Origin of the sequence: Frigoribacterium sp. VKM Ac-2530 (assembly GCF_015350835.1) — a bacterium.
Lineage (GTDB): Bacteria > Actinomycetota > Actinomycetes > Actinomycetales > Microbacteriaceae > Frigoribacterium.
In genome coordinates this window covers 1,215,569-1,232,569 of the sequence record NZ_JADKSE010000001.1, presented here as the reverse complement: position 1 = coordinate 1,232,569, position 17,001 = coordinate 1,215,569, and the positions used below count along the sequence as shown (strand labels likewise).

Genomic DNA, 17,001 nt, shown 5'->3' with positions numbered 1-17,001 from the left:
CGGCCCCGGTTAGACTCGACGCCGTGCCTGTGAACCCCGATCTGCAAGGGCGGGTCCTCCCGCCGGCCCCCGCCTACCTCGTCGGCCGGGAGAAGGTGCGCGAGTTCGCCCGTGCCACCGGCTCGACCAGCGCCCTGTCGCTCGACCCCGAGGCCGCGCGCGCCGCCGGCCACGCCGACGTCGTCGCCCCGCCGACCTTCCCCGTCGTGGTGCAGGAGGCGACCCTCGCGCAGCTCCTCGCCGAGCCCGACGCGGGCATCGACTTCTCCCGGGTGGTGCACGGCGAGCAGCGCTTCCGCTACAGCCGCCCCGTGGTGGCGGGCGACGAGCTCACGGCCACGCTCACGGTGACCAGCGTCAAGTCCCTCGGCGGCAACTCCATGGTGACCGCCTCCTCCGACATGGTCGACCAGGCCGGGGCGCACGTCGTCACCGCGGTGTCCACCCTCGTGGTGCGGGGGGACGACGCGTGAGCGCCCTCGAGGTCGGCCAGGTCGTGGCCCACAAGACCTACCCGCTGACGCGGGACTCGCTAGTCCGCTACGCGGGCGCATCGGGCGACTTCAACCCGATCCACTACCGCGACGACGTCGCCGAGTCGGTCGGCCTGCCGGGCGTGCTCGCCCACGGCATGCTGACCATGGGCACCGCGGTGCAGCCCGTCGTCGAGTGGCTCGACGGGGCGGGCGACGACGCCGGCGTGATCGGCTGGGTCTCCGACTACCAGGTCCGCTTCACGCGCCCGGTGGTCGTGCACCCGGCCGACGGCGCCGAGCTGTCGGTCACCGCGAAGGTCGCCGCGGTCGACGACGAGGCCGGCACGGCACGGGTCGACCTCACGGTGACGGTCGACGAGAAGACCGTGCTCGGCAAGGCCCAGGTCGTGGTGACCCTGGCGTGACCTCCTTCTCCGAGCTGACCACGATGCGCGTCGGCGGCGAGCCCGCGCGGTTCGTCACGGCCGACGGCACGGACGAGCTGATCGACGCCGTCCGCGCGGTCTGGGCCGACGACGAGCCCTGGTTCGTCCTCGGCGGCGGCTCGAACACGGTCGCCTCCGACGAGCCGTTCGAGGGCACCGTCGTCCACGTGCGCACGCGCGGCGTCGAACGGCTGGACGACGTCGACGGCCGGGTCCGCCTGCGGGTCGCCGCGGGCGAGCCCTGGGACGAGCTCGTGGCCCGCACCGTCGACGAGGGCTGGTCCGGCCTCGAGGCGCTGAGCGGCATCCCGGGCTCGACGGGCGCGTCCCCGATCCAGAACATCGGCGCCTACGGGCAAGAAGTGTCGTCGACGGTCGTCTCGGTCGACTTCCTCGACGCCGACACGGGCGAGTTCGTCCGCGTGCCCGCGGCCAACCTCGGCCTCGGCTACCGCACGAGCGTCTTCAAGCAGGGGCGGGCGGGCGTCGTGACCGCGGTCGAGTTCGCGCTCCGCGACGGGGGAGGCGCGAGCGAGCAGGTCGCGTACCCGCAGCTCGCCGGGGCCCTCGGCGTCGACCTCGGGGCCCGGGTCTCGGTCGCCGACGTGCGGTCGAGCGTGCTGGCCCTCCGCGCCTCCAAGGGCATGGTGCTCGACGCCGACGACCGCGACACGTGGTCGAGCGGCTCGTTCTTCACCAACCCCGTGGTGTCCCGTCAGGCGGCCTCGGAGCTGCCCTCGGACGCCCCGCGATGGCCGATCGACCCCGAGCCCGAAGACCAGGTCGTGCCGCTCGGCGAGGCTCCGGCACCGCCGCCTCCGCCGACCAGCGGAGCCGTCAAGCTCAGCGCCGCCTGGCTGATCGAGCACGCGGGCGTCGCGCGCGGCTTCCGCCTGACGGGCTCGGGGGCCGCGATCTCGACGAAGCACACGCTGGCCCTCACCAACCGGGGCAGCGCCTCCGCCGACGACGTGGTCGAGCTCGCCCGCTTCGTGCAGCAGCGGGTCCTGGCCGAGTTCGGCGTCCTGCTCCGCCCCGAGCCGGTGCTGCTCGGCCTCGACCTCTGACCTGACGTCAGCCCCGCTGGGAGGGCAGCCAGCCGCGCTCCATCGCGAGAGTGACCGCGCGGGTGCGGTCGCCCACGCCGAGCTTCTCGAAGACGTGCTGCAGATGGGTCTTGACGGTGGCCTCGCCGACGAAGAGGCGCAGGCCGACCTCGCGGTTCGAGCAGCCCTCGGCGACCAGCACGAGCACCTGGGTCTCGCGTGGGCTCAGCGGCGTCGGTCGCGAACTCACGGAGCCGCCCGCGACGGCAGCACCAGCAACTCCGCCCGCTCCCTCCGACCCGGCGGCGTCCGCTTGCGCCGCCGTCCGACGAGCACGCCCGACCAGCAGCGCGGCCATCGACGGCGCGAGCGCGACCTGCCCGGCGACGACCGAGCGGAGCCCCGCGAGCAGCTCCTCCTCGGGCGCCGCCTTGAGCAGGTACCCGCTGGCCCCCGCTTCGACGGCGCCGAGGATGGCGTCGTCCGACTCGTAGGTGGTCAGCACGACGACGCGGGCGGTCGGCACGTCGCGGAGCACCGCCTCCGTCGCGGCGACGCCGTCGAGCCGCGGCATGCGCAGGTCCATCAGCACGAGGTCCGGCCGCAGCTCGGCGGCGAGCTCGACCGCCTCGACGCCGTCGCAGGCCTGCCCGACGACCTCGAAGTCGGGCGTGGCCGTGAGCATCGCGGTGAGCCCCTGCCGCATGATCGGGTGGTCGTCGACGACCAGGGTGCGGACGCTCACGACGGCTCCCCGCCGGGCAGGTGCGCGGTCACGGTCGTCCCGGCCGCACCGCTGACGACCTCGAGCCGCCCGCCGGCCAGCCGCAGCCGCTCGTCGAGGCCGTCGAGCCCGAAGCCGTGGCGGGCGGCGGCAGGGTCGAACCCGCTGCCCTCGTCCCGCACCGAGAGGACGACACCTGCGACGGCGCCCGAGCCCCGGGAGACGCCCGCGTCCCCGGCGAGGTCGGCCCCGCGGACGAGCGCGACGTGCGCCGAGCGCGACCCGCTGTGCTTGCGGACGTTGGCCAGCGCCTCCTGCGCCGCCCGGATCACGACGACCTGGTGGTCGCGCGGCAGGGCGAGCCCGGGCTCGACGTCGACCGTCACGGCGACGCCGCTCTCGCGCGAGAACCGCCCGGCGAGACGGCGCAGGGCGTCCGCGAGGTCACCGCTGTCCAGTCCCGAGGAGGCGGTGGCCGCGACGAGCGTGCGGGCGTCGGTCAGCGCGTCCCGGGCCGACGACTCGATCAGGTCGAGCTGGGCGAGGCCGGCGGCCGCGTCGCCGGCGGCGACCGACGACCGGGCCTGCTGGCTGAGCATGACGAGCCCGGTGAGGCTCTGCGCGACCGTGTCGTGGATCTCGCGGGCGAGGCGCTCGCGCTCGGCCACGGTGCCGGCCTCGCGGTGCCGGGTGGCCAGCTCGTCCTGGGCGGCGCGCAGCTCGTCGAGCAACCGGCCCCGCTCGGCGCCGGTGTGCGCGATCGACGTGATCCACAGGCCGAGGGCGATGCTGAACAGCAGCGAGAGCCCCTCGCTCGTGGCGGCGGTCGCGAGCGTGTCGGGCGACCAGCCGAGGCTCACGACGAAGCCGGCCGAGATCGAGAGGCAGAGCAGCACGTTGGCGACGATCGCCGAGCGGGGCGTCGGGAGCACCGTCCAGAGCAGCGGCATCAGGAACGCCTGCAGCACGGCCAGCGGCGGTGCACCGGCGACGGCCAGCCCGCCGACGACCACGACCGCCGCGACGACCACGACCTCCGCCCGGCCCACCTGGTCGTCGTCCCTCTGCACCACCGGCCGGGCGAGCAGCAGCCAGGTGAGGACGAACAGCCCGGTCGCGGCGAGGGCGAGCGGGCGGCTGCCGACGGCGCTGCCGACCGCGCTGCCGCCGTCGCCGCCGCTCTCGGAGGCGAGCGCGAGCACGATGAGCACCACGGCGGTCACCCCGGCCCCGACGTCCCACCAGCGCATCGCGACGCGGCTCGTGCCCGGGCGTGCGTCCGCGCCGCGGCTGGCGGTGCGGGCGCCTTCGGCTGCCGTGGTCATGTCCGTCACCGTACCGTCCCGCGCGCCCGCGGTCAGGCGTCCCTCCGGCCCCAGCGGAACGTCAGCCTGGCCGCGATCGCGCCGGCCACGAGCCAGACGGCCAGCCAGAGGGCGATGCCCGGCAGGTCCCAGGTGCCGCCGACCTCGGCGACCGCCGACGACTCGGGCAGGAACACGCTCCGCATGCCCTGGGCGAGCCACTTCAGCGGGAACGCCGAGGCGACCTGCTGCAGCCACGTCGGCAGCTGGGCGAACGGCAGGTAGACGCCCGACACGAACTGCAGCACGAGCGTGATCGGCACGATGACGGCGGACGCGCTGCGTCCGGTGCGGGGGACCCGCGACAGGGCGATCCCGATCAGCGCCGACCCGGCGAGGCCGAGCAGCCACACCCACGCGAACGTCGCCCACGACGACGCCTCGGTCGGCAGCGGCACCCGGAACAGCACCCGGGCGACGACGAGGAGGAGCGCCACCTGCAGCAGGTTCGTCACGACCACCTGCCCCAGCTTCCCGACGAACCACGAGGCGACGGGCAGGGGCGTGCCCGCGAGCCGCTTCAGGGTGCCGTCCGACCGCTCGACGGCGATGTCGATCCCGAGGGCCTGGACCCCCGAGAGCAGGACGCCCGCGGCGATCATCCCCGGCAGGTAGTAGGCGGCGGCGTCGACGGCCGACCCGTCCGGCCGCACCCCGTACGAGCCGGACGCGCTGAAGGCCGTCGAGAAGATCGCGAGCATCACGACGGGGAAGAGGAACGTGAAGAACACCGTGTCGCCGGCGCTGAAGTAGGTCCGCACCTCGTGGCGCACCTGCACGCCGGCGAGAGCGAGCACGCGGCGGAGGCCGGACGTCGAGGAGGCGCCGGTCCCGTCCGAGGGACCACGGGACGAGCGCGTCGTGGTCACGGTCCGCGGAGCCCCGGTCACGACGCCGCCGCCTCGGCGACGAGCTCGAGGTAGACGTCCTCGAGCGACGGGCGCACGACCTCGAGGTCGCGCAGCTCTGCTCCCGCGCCGTGCAGGCGCGCGACGAGTCCGCCCGGGTCGGCCGTCCTCTCCTCGTGTCGCCCTCGCGCGTCCGACCACCGCACCAGCGGGGTCCGGGCCGTGGCGCTGCCGATCTCGTCGGGGCGTCCCTCGGCGACGACGCGCCCCTCCGTGATGACCGCGACCCGGTCGCTCAGCTGGGCGGCCTCGTCGAGGTAGTGGGTGGTGAGCAGGATGCTCGTGCCGTCGTCCGAGAGCGAGCGGATCAGCTCCCAGAACCGACGCCGCGCCTCCGGGTCGAAGCCCGTCGTCGGCTCGTCGAGGAACAGCAGCTCGGGGTCGCCGACGATGCCGAGGGCGACGTCGACCCGCCGCCGCTGGCCGCCCGAGAGCGCCCGCACGCGGGTGCCCGCCTGCGCCTCGAGCCCGACCGCGGCCACGACCTCGTCCACGTCGCGCGACCGCGGGTAGAGGGCGGCCATGTGGGCGACCTGCTCCCGCACGGTCGAGGTGCCCTGCTCGGCCGACGTCTGCAGGACGATGCCGATGCGCGCCTTCCAGTCGAGCCCGCCGTCGCGGGGGTCGGTGCCGAGCACGAGGGCCTCGCCGCCGGTGCGGTCGCGATGCCCCTCGAGGATCTCGATCGTCGTCGACTTGCCGGCGCCGTTCGGGCCGAGCAGGCCGAGCGTCTCGCCGGCCCGGAGGTCGAACGAGACGCCGTGCAGGGCGGTGGCGCGCCCGTAGGTCTTGGTGAGGTCGCGCACTCGCACGACGGGCTCTGAGGTCATGCTCCGAGCCTCGGGCAGGAGGCGCGGGCACGGCACCCCGGACCGGGCTACCCGCATCCCCCGACCGGTGGATGCGGCCGGTGGACCGCCTCGGCGGACGGCGCTGGAGGCCGCGACGGCGAGCCGGTCCGGCCGACCCGGCCCGCGCCTCCTACGAGAAGAGGCGCTGGAGGCGCTGCACGCCCTCGAGCAGCTGGTCGTCGCCGAGGGCGTACGACAGGCGCAGGTAGCCGCTCGGCCCGAAGGCCTCGCCGGGCACCGTCGCGACGTCGGCCTGGTCGAGGACCAGGTCGGCGAGCTCGAGGGAGGTGGTGGGCGTGACCCCGCCCCACTCGCGACCCAGCAGGCCGCTGACGTCGGGGTAGACGTAGAACGCGCCCTCGGGGGTCGGGGCGACGACGCCGTCGATGGCGTTCAGCTCGTCGACGATGCGGCGACGGCGGACGTCGAAGGCCCGGCGCATCGACTCGACCTCGTCCTGCGGGCCGGTGAGGGCGGCGAGGGCGGCGCGCTGCGAGACGTTCGACACGTTCGACGTGAGGTGCGACTGCAGGTTGGAGGCGCCGGCGATGACGTCGGCCGGGCCCACCATCCAGCCCACGCGCCAGCCGGTCATCGCGTAGGTCTTGGCGACGCCGTTGACGAGGATCGTCTGCTCGGCGAGCTCGGGCACGGCCTCGGTGATCGAGACGGCGCGCACGCCGTCGTAGACGAGGCTCTGGTAGATCTCGTCGCTGATCACCCAGGTGCCGGTCTCGAGCGCCCAGCGGCCGATGGCCTCGACCTCGGCGGGGGAGTAGACGGCGCCGGTCGGGTTGGAGGGCGAGCAGAACAGCAGGACCTTGGTGCGGGGGGTGCGAGCGGCCTCGAGCTGCTCCACGGTGACCTTGTAGCCCTGGTCGGCGCCGGCGAAGACCTCGACCGAGACGCCGCCCGCGAGGGAGATCGCCTCGGGGTACGTCGTCCAGTACGGCGCGGGCAGGAGGACCTCGTCGCCCTCGTCGAGCAGCGCCTGGAACGCCTGGTAGACCGCCTGCTTGCCGCCGTTGGTCACGACGACCTGCGTCGGCCGCACCGTGGTGCCGCTGTCGCGCAGGGTCTTCTCGGCGATCGCCTCGCGCAGCTCGGGCAGGCCCGCGCCGGCGGAGTAGCGGTGGTTGCGCGGGTCGCGGGCCGCCGCGACCGCCGCCTCGACGATGTGGTCGGGCGTGGGGAAGTCGGGCTCGCCCGGGCCGTAGCTGATGATCGGTCGGCCCTCGGCCAGGAGCGACTTGGCCTTGGCGTCCACCTTGAGGGTGGCCGACTCGGCGATGGAGGCGATGCGGGACGAGAGGCGGCGTGTCGGCTGGGTCACGACGGCCAGCCTATCCGGCGGCCTGCGGCCCCGACAGGGCTGCACGGCCCGGCCCGGCGCGCCCCGGCTTTGCAACACCGCAGGCCCTCGCCTACACTTGACGAGGCGGTCGGACACCGCGGAGTCGGCGCGCGCCTCAGGGCGAGCACGAGTCGCAGTCCGGCCCGGGGGCTCCGGCCCCATAGGGCGGTGGCTCAATTGGTAGAGCAGCGGTCTCCAAAACCGCAGGTTGCAGGTTCGAGTCCTGTCCGCCCTGCAGCCCGGCCGGGTCGCCCCGACTGGTCCACCAGAGACCAGCGAGGCGGCCCGGATCACGGACCAGGCCCTCGGGTCGACCCTCGGAAGGTAGTACGACAGTGGCGAGAAAAGACCTCGACGTCCCCAGTGAGGACGTCGTCGACAAGGCGAAGTCGGACAGCGCAGCGCGTCGCAGCCCGTTCGCCCGCATCGCCCTGTTCATCCGCCAGGTGATCGCCGAGCTCAAGAAGGTCGTCACCCCGACCCGCAAAGAGCTGCTGAGCTACACCGGCGTCGTGCTGGTCTTCGTCGTCATCATGATGGCGCTGGTCACCGGCCTCGACTCCCTCTTCGGCCTCGTCGTCGGCTACGTCTTCGGCAACGGCCCCACCGGCAGCTGACGCTGCCCGCCGGCTGACGGACCACCCGGTCCGCGCCGTGCCCCTCGACCCCGTGGGATCGGCGAGGGCGACCCGGTCCGCCGGCTCCCTCTCCACACGGCCCCACTCTTCAAACGGAAGTTGAAATCCAGTGCCTGACAACGAGCGCGACGACATCGATCTCGCCCCCGCCGCCGAGCAGTCCTCCGAGGTCGCCGAGACGCAGGAGGGCGACGTCACCGACATCGACTCCGACGGCGACCAGGGCTCGGCCGAGGAGTCCGCGATCACCGTCGTCGACGAGGGCGACGAGGGCACGACCGACACCGACGACCTCGACGGCCTGCTCGACACGCTCGCCGAGGCCAGCGACCCCGAGGCCGACGCCGTCGTCGACGACGCGCTCGACATCGACGACGCCGCCGAGGCCGAGGCCGCCGTCGAGGCGACCGACGACGAGGCCGACTCCGAGGCCGAAGAACTGGCGAACGAGGGCGACGCCGTCGGCGCGAACGCCGTCATCGCCGAGGCCGAGCAGTCCGTGCAGGACGCCGACGCGCAGGTCGCCCAGGACGACGTCGACCTCGACGTCGTCAGCGAGCAGGCCGACGAGGTCGCGACCGAGGACGAGGCCGAGGTCGACCCCTACGAGGCGTTCCGCTACGACCTCCGCGGCAAGCCCGGCAAGTGGTACGTCATCCACAGCTACGCCGGCTTCGAGCGCCGCGTCAAGCAGAACATCGAGAACCGCATGGTCTCCCTGACCATGGAGGACTACATCTACCAGGTCGAGGTCCCCATGGAGGACGTCGTCGAGATCAAGAACGGGCAGCGCAAGCTGGTCACCCGCGTGCGGATCCCCGGCTACGTGCTCGTCCGCATGGACCTCAACGAAGACTCCTGGTCGGTCGTCCGCCACACCCCCGGCGTCACCGGCTTCGTGGGCAACGCCCACAACCCGACGCCCCTCCGCTTCGAGGAGGCCTTCCAGATGCTGAAGAGCCTCGTCCAGGTGCAGGAGGCGGCACCCGCCGCCAAGGGCTCGGCCAAGGGCGGCAAGCAGGCCCAGCGGGTCATCCCCGCCGAGGTCGACTTCGAGATCGGCGAGACGATCACCATCAAGGAGGGCTCGTTCGCCGGTCTTCCCGGTACGATCAACGAGATCAAGCCCGAGAGCGGCAAGCTCACGGTGCTGGTCTCCCTGTTCGAGCGCGAGACTCCCGTCGAGCTCAGCTTCGACCAGGTCACCAAGCTCTAGTCCCCAGGACTTCAGCCCCACAGCTCCCCTAGATCACCGGAGTCCGCACCGCGGACCACCGGGAGAGCGGACCGCGACCGCGGCCAGCTCGAACCCCACGAGAAGGAAAAGAACATGGCACCGAAAAAGAAGGTCACGGGTCTGATCAAGCTTCAGATCAACGCCGGCGCCGCGAACCCGGCCCCGCCCATCGGCCCGGCCCTGGGTCAGCACGGCGTGAACATCATGGAGTTCTGCAAGGCGTACAACGCCGCGACCGAGTCGCAGCGCGGCAACGTCGTCCCCGTCGAGATCACCGTCTACGAGGACCGCTCGTTCACGTTCGTGCTCAAGACCCCGCCCGCCGCGGAGCTCATCAAGAAGGCCGCCGGCGTCGCCAAGGGCTCGTCGACCCCGCACACCGACAAGGTCGGCAAGCTCACCATGGACCAGGTCCGTGAGATCGCCACCACCAAGCAGGCCGACCTGAACGCCAACGACATCGACGCCGCGGCGAAGATCATCGCCGGCACCGCCCGTTCCATGGGCATCACGGTCGACGCCTAGCCACACCCCCTCGTGCAGGCGACCCGCCTGCACGCACCAGACACCAGTGGGAGAGCCGGCCAGGCTCGCTACCACGTCCCCAGTACGAAGAGGTCCAACATGGCTCAGAAGTCCAAGGCGTACCGCGCCGCCGCCGAGAAGATCGAGGCCGGCAAGTTCTACAGCACCAGCGAGGCCGTCGCCGTCGCTCGTGAGACCGGCTCCAAGAAGTTCGACTCCACCGTCGAGGTCGCGCTGAAGCTCGGCGTCGACCCCCGCAAGGCGGACCAGATGGTGCGCGGCACCGTCATCCTCCCGCACGGCACGGGCAAGACCGCCCGCGTCATCGTCTTCGCCACGGGCGCTGCGGCCGAGGCCGCCATCGCCGCCGGTGCGGACGAGGTCGGCGGCGACGAGCTCATCGAGAAGGTCGCGGGCGGCTACACGTCGTTCGACTCCGCCGTCTCGACGCCCGAGCTCATGGGCAAGGTCGGCCGCCTCGGAAAGGTCCTCGGACCCCGCGGCCTCATGCCCAACCCGAAGACGGGCACCGTGACCCCCAACGTCGCGCAGGCCGTCAACGACATCAAGGGCGGAAAGATCGAGTTCCGTGTCGACAAGCACGCCAACGTGCACTTCGTCATCGGCAAGGCCGGCTTCTCGGAAGAGCAGCTGAACACCAACCTCGACGCCGCCCTCGACGAGGTCGTCCGTCTGAAGCCGTCCTCCTCCAAGGGCCGCTACATCACCAAGGGCACGCTGTCGACGACCTTCGGTCCCGGCATCCCCCTCGACATCAACGTCTTCTAGGCCGCAGCTGCTCCGGCAGCGCACCTCGATCACCTGATCGTCACGACAGGCCGTCCCGCTCTCGAGCGGGGCGGCCTTCGTCGTCCCCGGCGCCGGCACCCGTCCTTCCCGCGCGCACCCGTGAGCGTGCGCGAGGGTGTGCGCGGGTTCGGCGGGTGCGGCACCATGGAGGCGTGACCGTCACCGCCCGCCCCGCCACCGCCTCCGACGCCCCGGCCCTCGCCTCCGTGGCGGCCCTCACGTTCCCCCTGGCCTGTCCGCCCGGCACCGCCCTGGCGGATATGGCCCGATTCGTCACGACGGTGCTGAGCGAGGCGCGGTTCGACGAGTACCTCGCCGACCCGACGCGACATGTGCTCGCCCTCGAGGACGACGCGGCCACCCCGGGCACCCCGCTGCTCGGCTATGCGATGCTCGTCACGGGCGATCCTGCCGACGCTGACGTGGCCGCCGTGGTCGAGGCGCGACCGGCCGTCGAGCTGAGCAAGGTGTACGTGGCGTCCGGCGCCCACGGGCAGGGTGCTGCGCGGGTGCTCATGGAGGCCGCGCTGGCGACGGCCACGGCGACCGGCGCCTCCTCGATCTGGCTGGGCGTCAACCAGCAGAACGCCCGCGCCCAGGCCTTCTACGCCAAGCACGGCTTCGAGCGGGCCGGCACCAAGCAGTTCACCGTGGGCACGGAGACGCACGACGACTTCGTCCTCGTGCGCGCGCTCTAGGCCCGGCTCGAGGCCCTCCTCGGCCGCGTCACTCGTCGGCCACCCTCAGCACGAGCTTGCCGCGCGTGTGGCTCTGCTCGAGGCGGCTGTGCGCGTCGGCGGCGTCGGCGAGGTCGTAGATGTCGTCGACGTGCACGCGGAGATCGCCCGAGTCGATCAGGCGCGAGAGGACCGCGAGGGTCGACGCGTCGGGGCAGACGGCGAACCCCGTCGAGCGGATGCCCCTCGCCTCGGCCTTCTCGGCGAAGGCGCGCCACGAGCGGAGCGGGGCGTGGACCGCGAGGCCGCCCGGCCGCAGCACCGCCAGCGACTGCTCGGCGACGTCGTCGTCGTCGACCAGCCCGATGACGACGTCGACGTCGCGCACGCTGCGGGCCAGTTCCGCCGAGCCGTAGTCGACGACCTCGTCCGCGCCCAGGTCGCGCAGCCAGCCGCTGTTGCGCTGCGACCCGGTGGCGACGACGTGCGCGCCGAAGTACGACGCGAGCTGGACGGCGAAGTGCCCGACGCCTCCTGCGCCGGCCTGGACGAGCACGCGCTGGCCCTCGTGCGCCTTGGCGACCTCGACGACCATGCCCCAGGCGGTGAGGGCGGCGAGCGGGACGCCGGCGGCCTCGACGTGCGAGAGCGTCGCGGGCTTGCGAGCAAGGGAGGTGGCAGGCACGCTGATGTACTCGGCGTACGTCCCGCTCGTGTGCGGGAACGCAGCCATGCCGAAGACCTCGTCGCCGGGGCGGAGCGGGTGGGCGGCGTAGGGAGCCTCGACGACGACGCCGCTGAAGTCGTGGCCGAGCACAGCAGGCCAGGTGCGGACGGCGCTGCTGTCGGCGCGGCCGGCACGAGCCTCGGCGTCGACGCGGTTGACGCCCGCGGCGTGCACCTTGACCAGGACGTCCGAGCCGACGCGGCAGGGCCACGGCACGTCGGCTGCGATGAGCTCCTCGGGCCCGCCGGTCTTCTCGATCACCATGGCACGCATCGTCGTGTGCGTCATCGGGCTCCCCTGTCCGTCCGCGGCGCCCGACAGGGGCGTCCGTCTCCCCAGTGTCGACAGCAGATGAGTCGGTCGTGTTTCGCGGGTGTCACCGTCTGGCGAAACCTCGCTACGGTGACGGGATGAGACCGTCGACCACCACCGTGCCCGCCCTCGTGCCCGCCGCGCTCCGCCTGCTCGCGGCCCTGGCCGTGGTCGCGGCGGTCGTCGGCCAGTGGGTGCGCAGCGTCGAGAGCCCCGTGTACCAGTTCGCCAACTTCTTCGGCTACTTCACGATCCAGTCGAACCTGATCGCGGCCGTCGCGTTCGTCGTCGGGGCAGTGTTCCTGCTGCGGCGCGAGGCAGCGCCTGAGTGGAGCGTCGTTCTCCGCGGTGCCGCCGCGACCTACATGGTCACGACCGGCATCGTCTACAACGTGCTGCTGACGAACGTCGCCCTCGACAACTCGTTCAACGTGCAGTGGTCGAACGACGTCCTGCACAAGTGGATCCCGCTGTTCGCGCTGCTGGATTGGGTGCTGGTGGGCGACCGGGGGCGCATCGCATGGCGGCGGCTCCCGGTGTTCCTGGTCTACCCGCTGGTCTGGCTCGTCGTGGTGCTGCTGCGCGGGCAGTCGTTCGTGCCGTACCCGTTCCTCGACGTGGAGCGCCTCGGCGCGGGCGGGGTCGCGGTCTGGTGCCTGGTCATCGCCGTGGTCATCGCCGGGCTGAGCGCGGTCGTGATCGGGCTGAGCCGGGTGCGGGTCCTCGGGGTCGACCACCGGAACGCCGGCCACGGCAGCTCTGACCGCGGTGGGGAAGACCACGGTGGGGCAGGGCGCGGCAGGTCGGGCCGCGGCGAGGCTCAGCGCAGCGGGTCGTAGGGCGGCGGCTCGTAGGCCCGGACGCCGGGGGCGAACGGGTCGACGGGAGCCTGGCGGGCCAGCGTGTCGAGCACGGTGTCGGCGAGGCCCACGAGGCGGTGGATCTCGTCGTCGTCGCGGTCGACCCACCGGCACTGCGGCACGGAGTCGACGGGGACGAAGTCGAGGTGCTGCTCCCACACGACGAGGGTGCGCTCGGCCCCGAGCACGTACTGCTGCCAGAACACCTGCCGCAGGTACGAACGCGGGATGCTCGTCCAGGCCTTCTTCGTGGTCTTGATCTCGCAGAGCTCGACGGTCCCGTCGTCACGCACGGCCACGCCGTCGGGCGTGGCGAGGTGGCGCTGCTGCTCGTGGGCGTGGAACAGCTTCGAGCTCGGCGCGATGCGGTGCTCGGACAGCACCCAGCGGGCGATCTCGGGCTCGCGGGCGCGCCCGTGGTCGGTGTAGGCGTTGCCGCCGAAGCCGTTGCCGTACAGCTTGTCGAGCACGACGGCCTGCACGGCCCGCGGGCTCGAGAGGCGCGCCACGTCGGTGGCCGTGATGCCCCGGCTGCGGGCCCGCAGCCACGCGATGCGGTCGGTCGAGTCGGCGAGCACGCGGAGCTCGTGCGCCGGACGGCGCGGAGCCGGGGGAGGCGCGGCGAGGGTCTCGTCGTCGTCCCAGAGCGAGAGCATGGGCTGGACGACGGACATGCCTCCATTGTCGCTCGTGACCGGGGCAGGTCGCGACAGGGCGCCTCCTCGTGTCGGCCGCACGGAGGCGAGACGGAGGCGAGGCGGAGGCGAGACGAAGCCGCGGTCGGCGCCGGTCGGGCGTCAGACGGCGGCGGCGAGCTCGTCGATGGCCGCGGGGGAGAGGGCGTGGTGGATCGCGAGCATGCTCGCGCCGATCACGGCCGCCTTCTCGCCCGACCGCGACTGGACGATGCTGAGGTGCTCGGTGGCCAGCGGCATCGAGCGGGAGTAGACGACCTCCCGCACCCCGGCGATGAGGTGCTCGCCGGCCTGGGCCATCGAGCCGCCGATCGCGATCGTCGACGGGTTGATCATGTTGACGCAGGCCGTGAGCACCTCGCCGATGTCGCGTCCCGCCTGGCGGACGGCCTGGATGGCATCGATGTCGCCGGCGCGCACCAGGTCGATCACCTCGGCGCCGCCGGCGACGTCGTGGCCCTCTCGCCGCAGGGCGGCGGCGATCGCCGGGCCGGAGGCGACGGCCTCGAGGCAGCCGACGTTGCCGCAGTGGCAGGCGATGCCGGCGCCGCGCGGCACCTGCACGTGGCCGATGTCGCCCGCGATGCCCTGGGCGCCGCGCTGCAGCCGACCGCCCGAGATGATGCCCGAGCCGATGCCGGTGGCCACCTTGACGAACAGGAAGTGGTCGACGCCCGGCCAGGCGAAGCTGCGCTCGCCGAGGGCCATGATGTTGACGTCGTTGTCGACGAGGACCGGCACGTCGAGGTGCCCGCGCACCCAGCCGGGCACGTCGAAGCCGTCCCAGCCGGGCATGATCGGCGGGTTCACGGGCCGACCGGTGCTGAACTGCACGGGGCCGGGGAGCCCGATGCCGACCCCGATCAGGTCGCGGCGGGTGCGCCCCAGCTCGGCGAGCAGGGCGTCGGCCTCGGCGACCATCGTCGTGAGCACGCGCTCGGGCCCGTCGGCGATGTCGAGCAGCGAGCGTCGCCCGATGAGCGTCTCGCCGACGAGGTCGGTGAGCACGAGGTTGAGGTGGCCGGCGCCGAAGTCGGCCCCGAGCACGACCCGGGCCGACGGCACGAGGGCGACGCGGGAGGGCGGGCGACCGCCGGTCGAGACGGCGTCGGCGAAGGGGCCGACGAGCCCGAGCTCGACGAGGGCGTCGAGCCGCAGCCCGACGGTCGACCGGGCGAGGCCGGTCATCGCGGCCAGCTCGGCGCGGGTGCGCGGGCGGCCGTCGCGCAGCAGCTGGAAGAGCTCGCTGGCGCCGGTGCTGCCGAGCGCGGACGACCGCGTCGTGTCGGACATGGTGAGCAGTAAAGCACAGGGCGAGGCGACTGCCGAGACAAGGCTGCCGATCGGTGACGACTTTTGCTTGCGCTCCGACAGAAGTGGTCCTATGGTCGGTCTCGATCAGCGGTGATCGACTCCCCACGAGGGGCAGCGACGCCGTACTCGCCCCACTCGAAGAGGAGTCCCCCTGGTGACATCACCGATCTCGGTCCAGCTCTACACGGTCAGGGACGCCATCGCGGCCGACCTGCCCGGCACCCTCCAGCGCCTCGCCGACATCGGCTACACGCAGGTCGAGCCGTGGGGCTTCGTCGAGCGCGTCGAGGAGTACGCCGAGGCGCTGCCCGCCGCCGGCCTCACCGCGCCGAGCGCCCACGCCAAGCTCGTCGGCCAGGACCTCGAGCCGATCTTCGCCGCGGCCGTCCGGCTCGGCGTCGGCACCGTCATCGATCCGCACATCGACGAGACGCGCTGGGTCACCCGCGAGGACGTCGAGGCGATCGCCGCCGAGTTCGTCGCGATCTCCGACGCCGCAGCGGCCCACGGCCTCTCGGTCGGCTACCACAACCACGAGTTCGAGCTCGAGTCCGTCATCGACGGAACCCCCGCCCTCGAGATCTTCGCCGCGGCCCTGCCGGCCGGCGTCGTCCTCGAGGTCGACACCTACTGGGTCGAGGTCGGCGGCGTCGACGCGGCCGAGCTGATCGCGCGTCTCGGCGACCAGGTGCAGTTCCTGCACGTCAAGGACGGCCCGAAGAGCAAGGACGACTCCGAGCAGGTCGCCGTCGGGAAGGGCGTCATGCCCGTCCGCGACATCCTGCGGGCCGCCCCGCAGGCCCTCGCCGTCGTCGAGCTCGACGACACCCGCGGCGACGTGTTCACCGCCCTGACCGACAGCTACGAGTTCCTGCAGGGAGTCCGCGCATGACCGACACCGCCACGACCGCCGACACCGTCGCCGCCCGCGACGCCCGCACCGGCCCCGTCGGGGTCGGCGTGATCGGCGCCGGCGTGATCAGCGACCAGTACCTCGGCAACCTGACGAAGTTCCCCGACCTCGAGGTGCTCTTCGTCGCCGACATCGACGAGCCCCGCGCCGCGGCCCAGGCCGAGAAGTGGGGCGTGCCCGGCAGCGGCTCGGTCGACGAGCTGCTCGCCCACGACGGCGTCGAGATCGTCGTCAACCTCACGATCCCCGCCGCCCACGTCGAGGTCGCGCTCAAGGCCGTCGCGGCCGGCAAGCACGTCTGGGGCGAGAAGCCCTACGCCCTCGACCGCGAGAGCGGCGCCCGTCTGCTGCAGGCCGCGAAGGAGGCGGGGGTGCGGGTCGCCGTCGCTCCCGACACGTTCCTCGGGTCGGGCATCCAGACCGGGCTCCGCGTCGTCCGCCGCGGCGACATCGGCACGCCCCTCACCGGGCTGACGCTGTTCCAGGTGCCCGGCCCCGAGTCGTGGCACCCGAGCCCCGAGTTCCTGTTCGCCTACGGTGCCGGCCCCATGTTCGACGTCGGCCCGTACTACCTCACGACCCTCGTGCAGGTCTTCGGCCCGGTCGCGAAGGTGACCGCCACCTCCTCGAAGGCCCGCGAGACGCGCGTCATCGGCTCCGGCCCCAAGGCGGGCACCGAGTTCCCCGTCGAGGTGCCCACGCACATCAGCGCCCTGCTGCAGTTCGAGAACGGCGCGAGCGCGCAGGCCGTCTTCAGCTTCGACTCGAAGCTGGCCCGTGCCGGGTTCGTCGAGATCGCGGGCACCGAGGGCACGGCCGTGTTCCCCGACCCGAACGAGTTCGAGGGCGACACCGTCGTGCACACCGGCGGCGAGGAGCCGACCGTCGTGCCCGCCTCCGGCTCGACGTTCACCCGCGGCACCGGCGTGGCCGAGCTCGCCCAGGCGATCCGCGAGGGCCGTCGCGAGCGCGTCCCCGGCGAGCTGGCGTTCCACGTGCTCGACGTCATGGTCTCGCTGGCCGAGTCGGCCGAGCGCGGCGAGGGCGTCGTCGTCGAGTCGTCGCTCGAGCCCACGCCCGAGCTGCCCGAGGACTGGGACCCGTCGGTCCCGACCCTGGGCTGA

At 72.9% G+C, this 17,001-nt stretch carries 19 protein-coding genes and 1 tRNA gene; 12 read left to right on the top strand and 8 right to left on the bottom strand.

Features of this window, described 5'->3' with window-relative positions; translation table 11 throughout:
• The first annotated feature begins 23 nt into the window (after positions 1 to 23).
• The 3 genes from ITJ48_RS05765 to ITJ48_RS05755 are packed head-to-tail and all read left to right on the top strand — an operon-like array spanning position 24 to position 1,989.
• On the top strand, positions 24 to 473 hold the full coding sequence (locus tag ITJ48_RS05765; RefSeq protein WP_133737874.1) for a MaoC family dehydratase N-terminal domain-containing protein: 450 nt from the start codon (positions 24 to 26) through the stop codon (positions 471 to 473).
• Positions 470 to 901: a MaoC/PaaZ C-terminal domain-containing protein gene (locus tag ITJ48_RS05760; RefSeq protein ID WP_194612755.1), complete on the top strand. Its 432-nt coding sequence runs from the start codon at positions 470 to 472 to the stop codon at positions 899 to 901. Before ITJ48_RS05765 ends, ITJ48_RS05760 begins: the two co-directional genes overlap by 4 nt.
• Entirely contained in the window at positions 898 to 1,989 is a 1,092-nt protein-coding gene (locus ITJ48_RS05755; protein WP_370544791.1) for a UDP-N-acetylmuramate dehydrogenase, read from the top strand. The genes ITJ48_RS05760 and ITJ48_RS05755 overlap by 4 nt, the downstream gene beginning before the upstream one ends.
• A 7-nt stretch (positions 1,990 to 1,996) precedes the next feature.
• On the opposite strand, the gene ITJ48_RS05750 is transcribed toward ITJ48_RS05755, so the two are convergent.
• The 5 genes from ITJ48_RS05750 to ITJ48_RS05730 all read right to left on the bottom strand — a co-directional run bounded on the left by ITJ48_RS05750 (position 1,997) and on the right by ITJ48_RS05730 (position 7,148).
• Complete coding sequence (locus tag ITJ48_RS05750) at positions 1,997 to 2,674, bottom strand: response regulator transcription factor (RefSeq protein ID WP_194613359.1); 678 nt, start codon at positions 2,672 to 2,674, stop codon at positions 1,997 to 1,999.
• Positions 2,675 to 2,709: 35 nt separating this feature from the next.
• Positions 2,710 to 4,017 (bottom strand): sensor histidine kinase, encoded by a 1,308-nt coding sequence (locus tag ITJ48_RS05745; protein ID WP_194612754.1) that lies wholly within the window; start codon positions 4,015 to 4,017, stop codon positions 2,710 to 2,712.
• Between the two features lie 32 nt (positions 4,018 to 4,049).
• Complete coding sequence (locus ITJ48_RS05740; protein ID WP_370544790.1) at positions 4,050 to 4,925, bottom strand: ABC transporter permease; 876 nt, start codon at positions 4,923 to 4,925, stop codon at positions 4,050 to 4,052.
• Between the two features lie 17 nt (positions 4,926 to 4,942).
• Entirely contained in the window at positions 4,943 to 5,794 is an 852-nt protein-coding gene (locus ITJ48_RS05735) for an ABC transporter ATP-binding protein (RefSeq protein WP_194612753.1), read from the bottom strand.
• A 151-nt stretch (positions 5,795 to 5,945) separates the two neighbouring features.
• Positions 5,946 to 7,148, bottom strand: a complete 1,203-nt coding sequence (locus tag ITJ48_RS05730) for a pyridoxal phosphate-dependent aminotransferase (RefSeq protein WP_194612752.1) — start codon at positions 7,146 to 7,148, stop codon at positions 5,946 to 5,948.
• A 183-nt stretch (positions 7,149 to 7,331) separates the two neighbouring features.
• Here ITJ48_RS05730 and ITJ48_RS05725 point away from each other — a divergent pair.
• The 6 genes from ITJ48_RS05725 (at position 7,332) to ITJ48_RS05700 (ending at position 11,077) form a co-directional block, all read left to right on the top strand.
• Positions 7,332 to 7,404, top strand: a tRNA-Trp gene (locus ITJ48_RS05725).
• A 100-nt stretch (positions 7,405 to 7,504) separates the two neighbouring features.
• Positions 7,505 to 7,786, top strand: a complete 282-nt coding sequence (gene secE, locus ITJ48_RS05720; protein WP_123546700.1) for a preprotein translocase subunit SecE — start codon at positions 7,505 to 7,507, stop codon at positions 7,784 to 7,786.
• Positions 7,787 to 7,916: 130 nt separating this feature from the next.
• Complete coding sequence (gene nusG / locus ITJ48_RS05715) at positions 7,917 to 9,023, top strand: transcription termination/antitermination protein NusG (RefSeq protein WP_194612751.1); 1,107 nt, start codon at positions 7,917 to 7,919, stop codon at positions 9,021 to 9,023.
• 114 nt (positions 9,024 to 9,137) lie between these two features.
• Positions 9,138 to 9,569: a 50S ribosomal protein L11 gene (rplK, locus tag ITJ48_RS05710; protein WP_123546698.1), complete on the top strand. Its 432-nt coding sequence runs from the start codon at positions 9,138 to 9,140 to the stop codon at positions 9,567 to 9,569.
• Between the two features lie 99 nt (positions 9,570 to 9,668).
• Complete coding sequence (gene rplA / locus ITJ48_RS05705) at positions 9,669 to 10,358, top strand: 50S ribosomal protein L1 (protein WP_123546697.1); 690 nt, start codon at positions 9,669 to 9,671, stop codon at positions 10,356 to 10,358.
• Between the two features lie 173 nt (positions 10,359 to 10,531).
• Positions 10,532 to 11,077 carry an N-acetyltransferase family protein gene (locus ITJ48_RS05700; RefSeq protein WP_370544789.1) on the top strand — a complete coding sequence of 182 codons (546 nt, stop codon included), beginning with the start codon at positions 10,532 to 10,534 and terminating at the stop codon, positions 11,075 to 11,077.
• A 28-nt stretch (positions 11,078 to 11,105) separates the two neighbouring features.
• Here ITJ48_RS05700 and ITJ48_RS05695 read toward each other — a convergent pair whose 3' ends face one another.
• Positions 11,106 to 12,071 (bottom strand): NADP-dependent oxidoreductase, encoded by a 966-nt coding sequence (locus ITJ48_RS05695; RefSeq protein WP_228506208.1) that lies wholly within the window; start codon positions 12,069 to 12,071, stop codon positions 11,106 to 11,108.
• Positions 12,072 to 12,193: 122 nt separating this feature from the next.
• Here ITJ48_RS05695 and ITJ48_RS05690 point away from each other — a divergent pair, with 122 nt between their 5' ends.
• Positions 12,194 to 12,934 (top strand): Pr6Pr family membrane protein, encoded by a 741-nt coding sequence (locus ITJ48_RS05690; protein WP_194612750.1) that lies wholly within the window; start codon positions 12,194 to 12,196, stop codon positions 12,932 to 12,934.
• Here ITJ48_RS05690 and ITJ48_RS05685 read toward each other — a convergent pair.
• A complete protein-coding gene (locus tag ITJ48_RS05685; protein ID WP_223269320.1) occupies positions 12,916 to 13,629 on the bottom strand; it encodes a YqaJ viral recombinase family protein in 714 nt (237 codons plus the stop codon). The genes ITJ48_RS05690 and ITJ48_RS05685 overlap by 19 nt on opposite strands.
• Positions 13,630 to 13,752: 123 nt before the next feature.
• Positions 13,753 to 14,943, bottom strand: coding sequence for an ROK family transcriptional regulator (locus tag ITJ48_RS05680; RefSeq protein WP_192042161.1), 1,191 nt, complete (start codon positions 14,941 to 14,943; stop codon positions 13,753 to 13,755).
• Positions 14,944 to 15,118: 175 nt separating this feature from the next.
• On the opposite strand from ITJ48_RS05680, the gene ITJ48_RS05675 reads away from it, so the two are divergent.
• Entirely contained in the window at positions 15,119 to 15,856 is a 738-nt protein-coding gene (locus ITJ48_RS05675; protein ID WP_194612749.1) for a sugar phosphate isomerase/epimerase, read from the top strand.
• On the top strand, positions 15,853 to 17,001 hold the full coding sequence (locus tag ITJ48_RS05670) for a Gfo/Idh/MocA family protein (protein ID WP_123546693.1): 1,149 nt from the start codon (positions 15,853 to 15,855) through the stop codon (positions 16,999 to 17,001). Before ITJ48_RS05675 ends, ITJ48_RS05670 begins: the two co-directional genes overlap by 4 nt.

What these genes read in the sequence shown, in the direction of transcription:
- ITJ48_RS05750 (WP_194613359.1), bottom strand. Translation starts at nt 2,674, where the DNA reads ATGCGGCAGGGGCTCACCGCGATGCTCACGGCCACGCCCGACTTCGAG.
- ITJ48_RS05745 (WP_194612754.1), bottom strand. Translation starts at nt 4,017, where the DNA reads ATGACCACGGCAGCCGAAGGCGCCCGCACCGCCAGCCGCGGCGCGGAC.
- ITJ48_RS05735 (WP_194612753.1), bottom strand. Translation starts at nt 5,794, where the DNA reads ATGACCTCAGAGCCCGTCGTGCGAGTGCGCGACCTCACCAAGACCTAC.
- rplK (WP_123546698.1), top strand. Translation starts at nt 9,138, where the DNA reads ATGGCACCGAAAAAGAAGGTCACGGGTCTGATCAAGCTTCAGATCAAC.
- rplA (WP_123546697.1), top strand. Translation starts at nt 9,669, where the DNA reads ATGGCTCAGAAGTCCAAGGCGTACCGCGCCGCCGCCGAGAAGATCGAG.
- ITJ48_RS05695 (WP_228506208.1), bottom strand. Translation starts at nt 12,071, where the DNA reads ATGACGCACACGACGATGCGTGCCATGGTGATCGAGAAGACCGGCGGG.
- ITJ48_RS05690 (WP_194612750.1), top strand. Translation starts at nt 12,194, where the DNA reads ATGAGACCGTCGACCACCACCGTGCCCGCCCTCGTGCCCGCCGCGCTC.
- ITJ48_RS05685 (WP_223269320.1), bottom strand. Translation starts at nt 13,629, where the DNA reads ATGTCCGTCGTCCAGCCCATGCTCTCGCTCTGGGACGACGACGAGACC.
- ITJ48_RS05680 (WP_192042161.1), bottom strand. Translation starts at nt 14,943, where the DNA reads ATGTCCGACACGACGCGGTCGTCCGCGCTCGGCAGCACCGGCGCCAGC.
- ITJ48_RS05670 (WP_123546693.1), top strand. Translation starts at nt 15,853, where the DNA reads ATGACCGACACCGCCACGACCGCCGACACCGTCGCCGCCCGCGACGCC.